General features: G+C 48.2%; 14 protein-coding genes. 11 read left to right on the plus strand and 3 right to left on the minus strand.

Going from position 1 to position 12,380, the window contains the following annotated elements:
• Nucleotides 1-75: 75 nt before the first annotated feature.
• The gene (cas6, locus tag QUA13_RS21940) at nucleotides 76-1,167 is read right to left on the minus strand and encodes a CRISPR-associated endoribonuclease Cas6 (protein WP_333201868.1); all 1,092 of its coding nucleotides are present in this window, start codon (nucleotides 1,165-1,167) and stop codon (nucleotides 76-78) included.
• A gap of 300 nt (nucleotides 1,168-1,467) precedes the next feature.
• Between cas6 and QUA13_RS21945 the strand changes: the two genes are divergently transcribed.
• The 5 genes from QUA13_RS21945 to QUA13_RS21965 all read left to right on the plus strand — a co-directional run bounded on the left by QUA13_RS21945 (nucleotide 1,468) and on the right by QUA13_RS21965 (nucleotide 5,322).
• Complete coding sequence (locus tag QUA13_RS21945) at nucleotides 1,468-1,830, plus strand: ferredoxin-thioredoxin reductase catalytic domain-containing protein (protein WP_172186333.1); 363 nt, start codon at nucleotides 1,468-1,470, stop codon at nucleotides 1,828-1,830.
• Nucleotides 1,831-1,977: 147 nt separating this feature from the next.
• A complete protein-coding gene (locus tag QUA13_RS21950; RefSeq protein WP_333201870.1) occupies nucleotides 1,978-2,385 on the plus strand; it encodes a DUF309 domain-containing protein in 408 nt (135 codons plus the stop codon).
• A gap of 317 nt (nucleotides 2,386-2,702) precedes the next feature.
• Nucleotides 2,703-3,173: an LptA/OstA family protein gene (locus tag QUA13_RS21955; protein ID WP_172186331.1), complete on the plus strand. Its 471-nt coding sequence runs from the start codon at nucleotides 2,703-2,705 to the stop codon at nucleotides 3,171-3,173.
• A gap of 172 nt (nucleotides 3,174-3,345) precedes the next feature.
• Nucleotides 3,346-4,074 carry an LPS export ABC transporter ATP-binding protein gene (gene lptB / locus QUA13_RS21960; RefSeq protein ID WP_172186330.1) on the plus strand — a complete coding sequence of 243 codons (729 nt, stop codon included), beginning with the start codon at nucleotides 3,346-3,348 and terminating at the stop codon, nucleotides 4,072-4,074.
• Nucleotides 4,075-4,155: 81 nt separating this feature from the next.
• Nucleotides 4,156-5,322 (plus strand): LptF/LptG family permease, encoded by a 1,167-nt coding sequence (locus tag QUA13_RS21965; RefSeq protein WP_333201872.1) that lies wholly within the window; start codon nucleotides 4,156-4,158, stop codon nucleotides 5,320-5,322.
• Between the two features lie 226 nt (nucleotides 5,323-5,548).
• On the opposite strand, the gene QUA13_RS21970 is transcribed toward QUA13_RS21965, so the two are convergent.
• On the minus strand, nucleotides 5,549-6,928 hold the full coding sequence (locus QUA13_RS21970) for a hypothetical protein (protein ID WP_333201874.1): 1,380 nt from the start codon (nucleotides 6,926-6,928) through the stop codon (nucleotides 5,549-5,551).
• Nucleotides 6,929-7,378: 450 nt separating this feature from the next.
• On the opposite strand from QUA13_RS21970, the gene pgl reads away from it, so the two are divergent.
• From pgl to QUA13_RS22000, 6 genes are all read left to right on the plus strand, one after another.
• Nucleotides 7,379-8,098, plus strand: coding sequence for a 6-phosphogluconolactonase (pgl, locus tag QUA13_RS21975; RefSeq protein ID WP_333201876.1), 720 nt, complete (start codon nucleotides 7,379-7,381; stop codon nucleotides 8,096-8,098).
• A 205-nt stretch (nucleotides 8,099-8,303) separates the two neighbouring features.
• Nucleotides 8,304-9,092 (plus strand): FHA domain-containing protein, encoded by a 789-nt coding sequence (locus tag QUA13_RS21980; protein WP_333201878.1) that lies wholly within the window; start codon nucleotides 8,304-8,306, stop codon nucleotides 9,090-9,092.
• 82 nt (nucleotides 9,093-9,174) lie between these two features.
• Nucleotides 9,175-9,666, plus strand: a complete 492-nt coding sequence (locus QUA13_RS21985) for an FHA domain-containing protein (protein ID WP_172186325.1) — start codon at nucleotides 9,175-9,177, stop codon at nucleotides 9,664-9,666.
• A 55-nt stretch (nucleotides 9,667-9,721) separates the two neighbouring features.
• Nucleotides 9,722-10,453: a PRC-barrel domain-containing protein gene (locus QUA13_RS21990; RefSeq protein ID WP_333186004.1), complete on the plus strand. Its 732-nt coding sequence runs from the start codon at nucleotides 9,722-9,724 to the stop codon at nucleotides 10,451-10,453.
• Nucleotides 10,454-10,623: 170 nt separating this feature from the next.
• On the plus strand, nucleotides 10,624-11,181 hold the full coding sequence (locus QUA13_RS21995; protein WP_333201880.1) for a hypothetical protein: 558 nt from the start codon (nucleotides 10,624-10,626) through the stop codon (nucleotides 11,179-11,181).
• The gene (locus tag QUA13_RS22000; protein ID WP_333201882.1) at nucleotides 11,178-11,630 is read left to right on the plus strand and encodes an FHA domain-containing protein; all 453 of its coding nucleotides are present in this window, start codon (nucleotides 11,178-11,180) and stop codon (nucleotides 11,628-11,630) included. The genes QUA13_RS21995 and QUA13_RS22000 overlap by 4 nt, the downstream gene beginning before the upstream one ends.
• Before the next feature lie 145 nt (nucleotides 11,631-11,775).
• Here the strand turns inward: QUA13_RS22000 and QUA13_RS22005 are convergent, their stop codons facing one another.
• Nucleotides 11,776-12,354: a DUF1997 domain-containing protein gene (locus QUA13_RS22005; RefSeq protein ID WP_333201884.1), complete on the minus strand. Its 579-nt coding sequence runs from the start codon at nucleotides 12,352-12,354 to the stop codon at nucleotides 11,776-11,778.
• Nucleotides 12,355-12,380 lie beyond the last annotated feature (26 nt).

Genomic DNA, 12,380 nt, shown 5'->3' on the forward strand with positions numbered 1-12,380 from the left:
CGAATATTTGCCCAAATGGAATTATCGAGCCGTACCTCAACCTGAGTAATTCATTAAGTTATTTATTTTTCATTCCTAAGTTTTCACAGTTTCATAAGGCATTTCCAAATCAGCAGCAATATCAAACAAAGATTCCCCCAATTCCCGGCGCGCCAAAATCGTCGCCCAAGTTTCAGCAATCTCAGAAGCGCGACTTCCGCCTGTACGCTTTCTCAGCGCCATAAACTTCTCTGTCAATTCATCTATTCGCGCCGCCAATACGCTTTGTATCGACACTTCAGGTAGCGCTTCTGTCAACCATTGCGATCGCGTTTGTCCCAATCCAAAAGTTGTTTTGTGGCCCGTGCCGCAGTAAGGCGCTAACCGCCCCAAAGCATAAAATAATTGTACAAAATCAGGGCGATTGTGAGCCGATCGCCCTAGCCCAAATTCCACAGCCCCAGTGAATCCCGTTACCATGCCTTTTTTGCCCGCCGCTACCTTTTGCGACTCCAATTTGTGGCGGCTAATAATTGCATTTTCATCAATCCAATTCAAAAATTCTGCTTGGTCAAAATTTACCCCCGAAAAGTTATTCCAGCGGCGCAAATAGCTGTGAAAAACATTTTCGGGAACTGGCAAAGGGAAGTGATGGCCTTTGCTACGAAAGCTTGTAGGAGTGACAAAACTAAGTTTGATGGTTGGCGACAATGGGGGTTCTGCTGTTAATAATTGCTGGTAAGTTGTGGGTTCCAAAGCAATATCCCAAGAGCGAATTAGCAGCGGAGCATTTCGCAAATCTATCTCTTCGGGCAAATTTTGCAGCCACTGACTCAGCCACTGCACTACTCGCTTTGAAAGTCCTGTTACGTACCAGCGATAAATTCGATCGCCCAAAAGCTGAAATTCTCTGCCACCGGGGAGCAAATCACCTTCCAATCCCGAAATAGTAAAGGCTTTTTCGGACTGTTCATCGTGCAAAAGTTGCGATAAATCTGGATCGGTTTGCTGTACTTGACCTAAAAACCAAGCGTGCAAACCTATAGCATACTGCGCGTACAGATAGCTAGCAGCGGCGGGAGTCAATTCAAACACTAATCCGACTAACTCGGTGTCAGCCGGCCAAATCAGCCCAGAGGGAGGAGATTTTTTGCTGTGGGTGCGGGTGCGGTTCGGGGAAGTTGCCATCTGATGCCACTAACAGGGACAGGGCTGTGCTATCTTATCCGATTTTTATCCCCTTTGGGGGATGATTGTTGAGGGCGATCGATCGCCAAAATCTTTTGGCAGCTCCAAAAACCCGGTCTGCCACAAGTTTCCCGCACCCTCCGGGATAGACAAAAACCACTAAAAAACCAACAACCTAAAACTCAATGTTTGTCAAGGTTTTCTTCCTTGTAAGTAAACAGAAATGTACAAGTGTTTAAAATCACATTCTGCGCTACAATTGTCAAAAGCTCGTAGCATCCCCAACTCCGATCCTAAACTATGAACACAACAGAAAAATCTAAACTCTCCAACGAAAAAACTTTGGAGGCGATGAAGAATTTCTCCGAAACCTACGCCAAGCGAACGGGAACATACTTTTGTTCCGAGCCTTCCGTCACTGCTGTCGTGATAGAAGGACTAGCAAAACACAAGGATGAACTAGGTGCTCCCTTATGCCCTTGTCGCCATTACGAAGATAAAGAAGCTGAAGTAAAAGCCGCCTACTGGAACTGTCCCTGCATTCCCATGCGCGAGCGCAAAGAGTGTCACTGTATGTTATTTCTGACGCCAGATAACGATTTCGCTGGAACTAATCAGGAAATTGGAATGGATCAGATTCAAGCTGTCAGAGACACTATGTAATCGGTTAAGTAGGCGGTCGTGAAATGGCAGGAGTTTTGAAAACAGGTCGTTGTTTTTCCTATTTTTAAGACTAAGCTATTTAAAAGAAATCGATCGCCGCCTACTCAAACACGCATTCGCCATCGAAAATCCCGAATATCCAATCGAATGACAGATGAAATCCCAGTCGAATTTTGGCAAGGTATCGAACAGTTTAACAGCCAAGAATTTTACGCTTGTCACGATACTTTAGAGGCTTTGTGGATGGAAGCAGGCGAGCCGGAAAAAAAGTTTTATCAGGGAACATTGCAAATTGCGGTCGCGCTTTATCACTTAGGAAATCAAAACTGGCGCGGTGCGGTAATCTTGCTGGGAGAAGGAATAAATCGGCTCAGTTATTATCAGCCGAGTTATTCCGGAATTGCAGTTGAAGAGTTGCTAGGACAAAGTGCTAAACTTTTGAGCGCTTTGCAACAAGCTGGCCCGGAAGAAGTAGCTAAATTTGTACCGTTGTTCGCAGGTAGAGAAGTGGCAGGCTTGCAATTGCCGCGAATTATCAAAGTACCAAAAAGTTAAATAAAGGTTAAATAAATGTTGGTATTAAGGTGTGCTGCAGACTTGACCTTTACACAGAGAAGGGCTGGCTTTCTTGCCCGCTGTACAAGCAGATTGATTTGCTGTGGAACGAGCATCTTGCCCGTTCTCGGTTAAGACAGTTGCAGCCACTCAGCAAAATAGCCAATTAAATTCGCTGTTGTCTTGCTAGGATAATTGGTTGAGACTCTCGGGTCAATCGATCGACAAGCGCGAAAATCTTTCTGGCCGTTAAGATAAAATACCTAACTGGAGATCGTACCCTTCAGCAATTTCACAAATTTTGAGGCTCCAAGCTTATGATGCCCTCCGCTAAACTACTCAATTCCCGAATATTCAAAGGATTATCGCTGCTTTTGCCCCTCACTCTGGCAGGCGCGATCGCCTCTCCCACTTACCCGCAAGCCGGGCCGCCCCGCACTCTCAGCGTGCGATCGGACATTCAAGAAGCCGACTCCAAAACCGGCATCGTGACAGCCCGCGGCAACGTCCAAATCAACTATCCAGCCCGCCAAATACAAGCAACTGCTGCTCAAGCTCAATATTTCAGCCGCGAGCGCCGGATCATTCTCAGCGGAGATGTTTACGTATTGCAGCAGGGCAACAGTCTGCGCGGCGAAACCATAACATACCTCATCGACGAAGGGCGGTTTATTGCCCTGCCAGACAACCCAGGACAGGTAGAATCTGTCTATCTGGTTGCCCCGGAACAAGATGCGGCAGCCCAAAATGCAGTGGGCTCCCCACGTCCAACTACAGCCCCCCGGTAACAGTGGCTCGCAGCAGCGAAATTTCGCCTCAGCCAAAACATACTACTTGGGATAGATGCGAAATTTCGTCTTTATAAAACTAACAAAATTGAAAAGGTAAAATTTAAATTAGAGACTCGATCGCACAAACCCGCAGTCTGAAATTTAGCTTGTAGAGGTTGCCTCGGCGAAAATGAAAATTGTACTCGAAAATATTCACAAATCTTACGGAAAACGCAATGTAGTCAGTCGCGTCAATCTTTCGGTAAGCCAAGGAGAAATCGTAGGACTGCTCGGCCCCAACGGTGCCGGCAAAACCACAACATTTTACATAGCAACCGGATTAGAAAAACCAAATCAAGGCACTGTTTGGCTAAACGATTTAGACATTACTAAATTGGCGATGCACCAGCGAGCGCATTTGGGAATTGGCTATCTCGCTCAAGAAGCAAGCATTTTCCGGAACATGAGCGTGCGCGACAACATTTTGTTAGTCCTAGAACAAACTCAAGTGCCGCGCTGGGAATGGCGCGATCGAGTCGATTTCCTATTGCAAGAATTTCGCTTGGAAAAAATAGCATCTAGTTTGGGAATTCAAATATCAGGGGGAGAAAGGCGACGGACTGAACTAGCCAGAGCATTAGCCGCAGGGCGAGACGGGCCCATGTTCCTATTTTTAGACGAACCATTTGCAGGCGTCGATCCGATCGCCGTAGACGAAATTCAAACCATTATTGCCAAACTGCGCGATCGCAAAATCGGCATCCTCATCACCGATCACAACGTCCGAGAAACCCTCGAAATTACCGATCGAGCCTACATCATGCGAGACGGCCAAATTTTAGCCTCCGGGGCTGAAGAAGAACTCTACAGCAACCCTTTAGTGCGGCAGTATTACTTGGGCGACAGCTTCGTGCGATAGTCTTTTGAAGGCATTCGGCAAACGACCGAATTTGAGATTTTAGATGTTAGATTGAGGAGCAATCTGCGACAACGCGCCACTATGAAAATAGCAATATCCAATTCTTTGAATCCCATCAACTGGCTGCCGAGAATTTCAGTAATGGACTGGTACATTACCAAAGAACTAATCGGGCCATTTCTCTTTGGCGTCGGACTCTTTACATCCGTCGCCGTCACAGTTGGAGCCTTATTTGAATTAGTCCGCAGAGTAACAGAATCCGGCCTCCCCTACGGCGCAGCCCTAGAAATTTTTCTGCTGCAAATTCCCTACTTCGTAGTATTGGCTTTCCCGATGTCAATGCTGCTAGCAACCTTAATGGCCTACAGCCGAATGTCCAGCGACAGCGAACTCATCGCCCTCCGCAGTTGCGGAGTTAGCGTTTACCGATTAATACTGCCCGCAGTGATTATGAGTTTAATTGTTGCCGGCTTCACCTTTGGTTTGCAAGAGTTAGTCGTACCCGCCGCCAGCTACAGAGCTACTGTGACTTTAGACAGAGCCCTGAAGCGAGAAAAACCGATATTTCAAGATAGAAATATTATCTACACAGAATTTCGCAAACCAGAAAAAGGTGGCGACGAAACCCTGGCCCGCTTTTTTTATGCAGAACAATTTGACGGCCAGCGAATGAAAGGTTTAACAATTATCGATCGCTCCACTCCAGGCCTCAATCAAATCGTTTCTTCAGAATCCGCTACTTGGAATCCCTCAGAAAATACCTGGGATTTTTTCAACGGAACCGCTTATATAGTAGCTCCTGATGGCTCTTACCGCAATATAGTTAGGTTTCAACACCAGCAGTTGCAACTCCCCCGCACGCCCTTAGATTTAGCTGCCAGAGTGCGGGATTTCAAGGAAATGAACATTGCCCAAGCTGTAGAGCGTTTGGATATCATTAAGAACAGTGGTGACGAACCGCAAATTCGCAAATTAAAGGTGCGAATTCAAGAAAAATATGCTTTTCCTTTCGTGTGCATGGTATTTGGTTTAGTGGGAGCAGCTTTGGGAACTCAACCGCGCCGCTCCGGCAGAGGAACGAGTTTTGGTATTAGCGTAGTTGTGATTTTTGCTTACTACGTATTTTCTTTCATCACCAGTTCTATGGGGGTGAAAGCTGTTTTGACTCCAATTCTGTCGGCTTGGCTGCCGATCGTGTTTGGCTTGGGAATCGGGGGATTGTTGTTGGTGCGGGCAGCCTCTAGGTAAGTTTTACCAATAACATTAGGAATAGGTAATTGGCAACTTGTACTGCTCTTCGACTTCGCTCAGGAACCGCCTAGCCTAAGTATTGAGAATTGATATAAGCTGTCGGGCATCTTGCTTGCGTTGTATTTTTCGGGTGGGCGGGACCCCCCGCCAGAATGTCATCAAACTTGACTGTAAAATTTAGATGCCCTTGGGCTTATCGTTTTTGTTGCCGAACTTCCTTCATTTAAGGATTAGAAAAAGTATTGATTTCGCCACCGCCAATGTAGCGTCCCGGAGGCAGCGAGCGGGGTGTAGCAAAAGGTTGAGGTTGAATGGGCTGCACGCCCTGATTTGTGTTTTGAGGAACAACTCCAAAGTTAGGCTGATCCGGCAAGTTAAGCTGACTTTGTGGAGCTGTTTGAAATTGAGAATTCGCTGAATTGGGAGAGAATTGAGGGCTAATTATCTTGCTTCCCCCGATCGTACTCGGAAAGGGGGATTGACCGACATTGGGAAGTAAAGGTGTTGGCGAAGGTATGGCTACTGGAAGTGCAGCAGGTTGAACTTCAGGTGCGAAGCCGGAACCAGATAAATTAGTTTGGTAGGGATTTTTCGGCAAAGCCACCGTTGCAGCCCCTGCATTAATTTCGGGGAGGTTCGGTACTCTGGAATTTAACCCAGGAAATGATTCAGGGACTGTAGCTGTTGGCTTTAAGAATTCTTGAGATTCCTCGCTCGCAGTATTTGTCGGAGCCACAAGTGGGGGAAGTCCTGCGGGAACATTCACAGGATTTGCTCCAGCTTGAGCTGTAGCGGTAGTTGGGAGCAAATTTGCCGCATTTGCCGCATTTGCCGCATTTGCCGCAGCCGAAGCCGGTCGATCGAGCAATTTAGCCGAGTCTGCTGTTTTCTGAGCCGCAGCCGCCGTTGCTGCAGTGTTAGCAACGACGTATTTTTTCATAGCTGCTTGCAGCGGACTCAAAGGAAGAGAATTTTCGTTTTGTTTGCCTGAATTAGCACCACTCGACGCCTGCGATAAAGTTGCTGTCCCTGTATCCTTAGACTCAGGCTCGATCGTTTTTATTGCGGAAATTGGTTCCCCACTGCCAGATAAACTCAAAGCTGATGTCGCGTTTGAACTTGCCAAGCTAGAATTTTGCGGGTTATTGTTTGCGGCCCCGACAGCAGGATTTGCTGCTAAATTTGGCAAGGGCAAAAATCTGTTTCTTGCCACCTGCTTGGAGGCTGAAGATGGCTGAGGAATTACTAAGCCCCGATCGCGAATTTGCTCAAATAAACCTTGGCTTTTGACTACTGATGAATTTAACAAACCGAACTCTGAATTAGAGCGATTTAACTGATTGACTAGCACTGGTAAGCTGTCGATTTCAGCCGCAATGGCGCTATCTTCCGCAGACAGCCCCGGCAGCGAAGCTGCATTGTTTGAGGCTGCTTCTTCTTCGCCATCTATGCTCAACCTTTCTGGATGTACAGAGACCTCCCAGATAAATACCCCCCCCGCACACAGCACCGCTAACGGTGCCCAAACCGCCGGTTGCGACCAGTGGCGCAACCGCGCTATCAGATAGCGGACAGATGTAGGAAATCGCTTAAAACTTGACATAGTTTTGCTTCCATCCGAGCGTGCGGATTTAAAACTATTTTTCCTACTCTACCACATCAATCTTGATTATTTTTGCTGTCCCTGGGTAAGTGCGATCGGGAGCATCTCCGTTGTGCTTTTACTGTCCGTGTGCCATCGTCTCGCTATATGTATGTACTTTGCTGTGCGGGATCACTCCCAAAAAACGATTTTTACTCTCTGCAGAGATGCTTTCAGTGCGATCGGACTTTTGATTGAAAGTTGCGAAATCAATGCAACAGATGAAAATCCATAACGCACTGGTAGAAATATGTCTTGCTTTCCTCAATCAAGGGGCATAAGATGATAAAATTTGAGGCGACGTGGTGCCCGGTCTGCAGGACGTGTCAGCCGATCGACCTCAAAGCAAAATGTTAAGGCAAAATTGACAATTGCTCAGAACAACACCCAAGGAAAGTTGAGAGGAAATTAATGAAAAAAATAGTAGAAGTATTAGCAAATCGGGAAGAATTAATAGCTCGAACGCTTGAGATTGTCCTGTCAAAAATCCACGCAGCCATAGCAGAACGCGGAGTTTGTACGATCGCCGCAGCGGGCGGAAGCACACCCGAACCGCTTTACAGAGCGATCGCAGCTCAAGATCTCCCTTGGGACAAAATTCACGTTTTTTGGGGCGACGAACGCTACGTTCCCCCAGAACACCCAGACAGCAATCAAAAAATGGCGCGCCTAGCCTGGCTCGATCGAGTAAATATCCCCGCCAGCAACATCCACCCCATGCCCACAGGCGCCGGGGACCCCGCAGCCGACGCCTCGGCGCACCAAACCGAATTGCAGCAGTTCTTCAAAGTATCCGACGGCGAGTTTCCTGCTTTCGACATCATTCTATTGGGCATAGGGGACGACGGCCACACAGCCTCTCTATTTCCCGGCACAGCAGCCTTGCAAGTCCGCGACGCCCTAGTAACTGTCGGCAACAAAGACGGTCAACCCCGCATCACCTTTACAGTCCCCTTAATCAACCGCGCCCGGTGCGTCCTCTTCATGGTCGCAGGAGCCAGCAAACAACCTGCCCTAGCTCAAATTTTTGCCCCCGCAGCCGATGAAATGACCTATCCAGCCAGACTCGTTCAACCAGAGGGCGAACTTTGGTGGCTGCTCGATGCGGCTGCTGGCGAAGCAGTAAAATAGCAGATATATCCGCCCACTGCCAACACAGTCAGCAGTATCACTAACTCAATCTTCCCCATCACCGCCAACCTCACGGCGTCAGCTCAGTTGCTAGTATTAGCGAAGCAATATAAGAATTGTGGCGGTTAAAGTTAAAATTTGACCATATACACGACTATTTTTATGAGGCTGATTTGAAAATCTGGCCGATAGCAAGGAGAAATCGATGATTGTCTGTCCCAATTGCAATCACCAGAACCCCGACGGGGCCAGCCAGTGCGAGGCTTGCTACACGCCTTTACCTGTTACCGCAAGTTGCTCGAACTGCGGTGCTGCTGTTCAGACAGATGCAGCGTTTTGCGGTCAGTGCGGCTTTAACTTGCGTCCGGGTTCCATAGTCCCAGAAGTTGGGGTGACAGTACCGTCCCCCTCGCCTGTGGGCCCCACAGTGGTATCGTCACCAATGCCGGATTTACCGCCAAGCGAACCCTTGATGGCAATGGAACCTCTAGTTACCCTAAATAATGGGCCCAACTTGGAAAAAACTCCCGCCAGCATTCCTACGATTCCAGAGTCCCCGCCTTCGCCCTCGGTTCCTGTTACAACTGAATCAGTGGCGACACCAGTAAACACCTCTCCCCCGGTTCCGGCCCCACAGCCAGGTGTAGCTAAAACTCAACTGCAACAGCAGTCGGCGCGCCTGCTACACGTTCAGACAAATACGCCGATGGAATTGCCTCACAGTCTGTCTGTGGTTCACATAGGCAAGCCAAATGACTTAGTGCCGCCGGATATTGATGTTTCCGGATTTGCTAATTCTGAGATAGTTTCTCGCGTACACGCAAATCTCCGGGTGGAGGGAGATGCTTGCTACCTAGAAGATGTAGGCAGTTCCAACGGTACTTACGTCAACAATACTCCGCTGCCCAAGGGAAACCGGCACCGGTTGCGACCGGGAGACCGCATCTCTCTTGGCAAAGGAGACCTGGTTACGTTTTTATTTCAAATCTCTTAGATCGAGTTTGGATTGGGCGATCGAAAGTCTAAAATCTAAAATCGCATCTTGAGGCGCTCTACCAAAACTCAATGCTGCCAATGTGATTAAGCTGACCTTGCTACATCCACTCCAGTCTATACCCGTCCGCAGTTGGATCTTTGAAGACGAGCAGGTCGTCCGGATCGGGCGATCGACCGAAAACCAGGTCGTTCTTTTTAGCGCTGTCGTTTCTCGCCGCCACATCGAATTGCGGCGCAGCGGCATAACTTGGGAACTGATCAATTTAGGTACCAACGGCACTTACCTCGATGGTAAGCCGATCGCTAAGGTTCCGGTTGTGGACGGTCTGATCGTTCACTTGGCTCGCTCGGGTCCGAAAATTCAAATCAACGTCGGCCCCAATCAGTCTTCAGTCCAGCTAGGACAAATTAGCGTCAAGCCAAGGGAGGCTAAGGAAATTCACGCTCCCTCGGGCGGCGCGCAAATTAGCACGATTCCTGTTCCCGACCAAAAAGAAGTTGGCATTTCTAGGGAAGAGGAGGATTTAACGGAGGCAGACAATACTCGCCATTATTCGGAAGAAGAATATTAAATCGGCCTCTTTGGACGATCGAAATTTTTCAAAGGCGGCACTCAGGAGTTTATTTATGAGTACATCACAACAGATTGTTAGGCGCAGCGAACTGCTCAACCGCCGCACGATCGACCGCAGAACAGCGGAAGAGGTCGGCAGGGTCGATCGACTTTGGCTCGATCCTCACTCCCAGCGGGCGATCGGCTTTACTTGCAAGTCGGGACTTTTGGGCAGCAAAAAAACTTGGTTCGCTTGGGCGCAAGTTGATACGGTAGGCGAAAATGTTTTTGTCACCATTAACCCGGAACTGCCGGAATTGCATCAGCCGGAACAAGCTGTATGTCCGATCGGGCTTGAGGTGCTCACGGACGCTGGGAATAAGGCAGGTACAGTGGTTGACTACCTATTTGATTCCCGGACGGGTACAGTGATCCACTACCTGTTTAAATCGAGCGGCTGGCGCGGCGTTTTAGACGGGATTTACTTGCTACCGGTGGCTGCTATTTCGACGATCGGCAGCAAGCGGGCGATCGTCTCTGAAGCTGCTGTATCGGAGCCAGTGCAGTACGCGGAGGGATTGCACAAAAAAGTCGGTCTGGTAGCAGAGTTTTTACACGAAGATTTCGACAGAACTCTCAAAAATGTGGCAGGTGTGAAGCGCGGCGCTCAAAGTCTGGCGGAAAAATTCCAAGATAAAGCTCTAGAAGTCAGGGATGTAGCTCAAGAAAAAGTTGCAGAGTTGAAGCGGCAAAGGGATGAATCTGCCCGGCCAGATCCGGACCCGCCCGAGTCTGATTTGAGTTGAAGTTTGGCCTTCCCGATCGCCCTGCGACTAATTGCCGATCGGATTTTGGGGGTGGCGCGCCCGAGGAAGGTCGATCTGTATTTTCGGTCTAGGAGATTGAGGCGTTCTCGCTCAGAATTCCTGTGATCCTCAAAGCATTCTATTTTAAAGGTATCGCATCAATAAGGAAAATGTTAGCAATTCAAAAAGACCTATGCTGTTTGATACAACCAACAAGTATTTTATCTAGAGACCCCAGCATTAATAATTGGTTAACTTTTGTATCCACGAACAGCGATTCGTCGCTCGTTGACTCTCAACAGATCGAGAACTCGAATCAGCGGTGCAACCAGTGCGGGTCTGAGTTGAATTATGGGGCTAGTCCGCGGGAAAATGGTTGTGCCGATCGAATTGAGCCGCTCACCCATCGGCGCAATCGCTCCATCCCAGACAAAATTAATCAAGCGGTCTCAACATTCGTCACTCGCTGGGAAGTTCAGCAGATTAATAACACGGTGTTTGGTTGTTACCGAGGAAAGCAAAAATTTGCGCCTGCGCCAAAAGCTAACGATCAAAAATTTGTTCAAATGCCTCAAGCAGCCAAAACTTCAACTTTTACAGCAGAACGAAGCAATAGTGACGCACCCACCACCCCTGTGAAAATCAAATTTTTTGCAGTTTTCTCCCCAAAAATCTATCTGGAAGCATCCCCGTTTCTGTCTGGCGGGGGAGTGTCAAAACATCCGTGATTACCTTAACTCTGTTACATCCTATCCAGTCTGTCCCAGTTCAAAGTTGGTGTTTTGAATCCGAATCGGTGGTTCGGATCGGTCGATCGAACGACAATGATGTAATTATTTACAGCGCTGTAGTTTCCCGCCACCACGTAGAGCTGTGGAATCACGCCAATGGCTGGGAAATTATTAATTTTGGTGCTAACGGCACCTATGTAGATGATAGACCGATCGCTCAGGTGTCTGCTGTGGACGGGATGACAATTCGCTTGGGCAATTCCGGGCCAAAAATCAGGATTCGGGTGGGCGCAACCAATCAACCGAGCAAAGCAACCAAGTCACCGCAGCGCGAACTCCGCCAAAAGGACGAAGTTTTAAATGACAAGTCAACTGCTTGGCCTCGGGGTGTGGGAATCATAGAAGACGATGAACATGGAGAGCTCACTCAAAACGATCTTGACTGACCGACAGGTATCTATCTATCCCTGCGGGCGAACTCAAACAAAGCTCAAGGTACGCAATTCGCTGATCTAACTAATTTTTCGGTAATTAGCCTAATTTTTACCTAAATATGCCTATAAATTAATTAACAGCTTCTCTAGTATGATCTCACCCTTCTAAAGATAAGATTTGGGGAATCTCGCTGGAGATTACCTCAGTTTGGTTGCTTGCCCATCGGCGGTAATCTAAGAGCAACTGGTGCATCAACCGCTGTTTGACGCTCAGCAGTACACTCTTGAGCAAAGCGTTGCCCGTTGCTTCTAAAATTGGTTTGGGCGTCAGCCAAAACGGCGGCGGTAACTCTACTTGGACTTCCAAATCCGCTTTTCCCTTCAAGTATGCTACCCCGCTGCTTTGATGTACACAAAGCTGTCCTTTGAGATTGAGAGCAAAGCGATCGTTTATGTAACCCACCCCACGAATTTCGCAGGCGACGGATTCCAAATTGATTGTGCCGTCTGACTCAGCCCACACCCTCATGTCTACGGTGGGTTGAATGCTCAGCATCATAAATTGTAACGGTCGCATTTTCAGGCGGAAACAGTCATCGCTTAGCTGCTGTGTGCGACTTTGATCGACGAGGGCGTTCACCAGTCGCCTCGGCTGGCGCAGATAATGTTGAATGGGAACCCGTTCGTCTGGTACGGCGATCTCAACGGATTGGGAAGAATTAAAGCGGATATACATGAGAAGATATCAAAATATAGGATTCC

Source organism: Microcoleus sp. S28C3, assembly GCF_036700785.1.
In the GTDB taxonomy this organism is placed as follows: domain Bacteria; phylum Cyanobacteriota; class Cyanobacteriia; order Cyanobacteriales; family Microcoleaceae; genus Microcoleus; species Microcoleus asticus.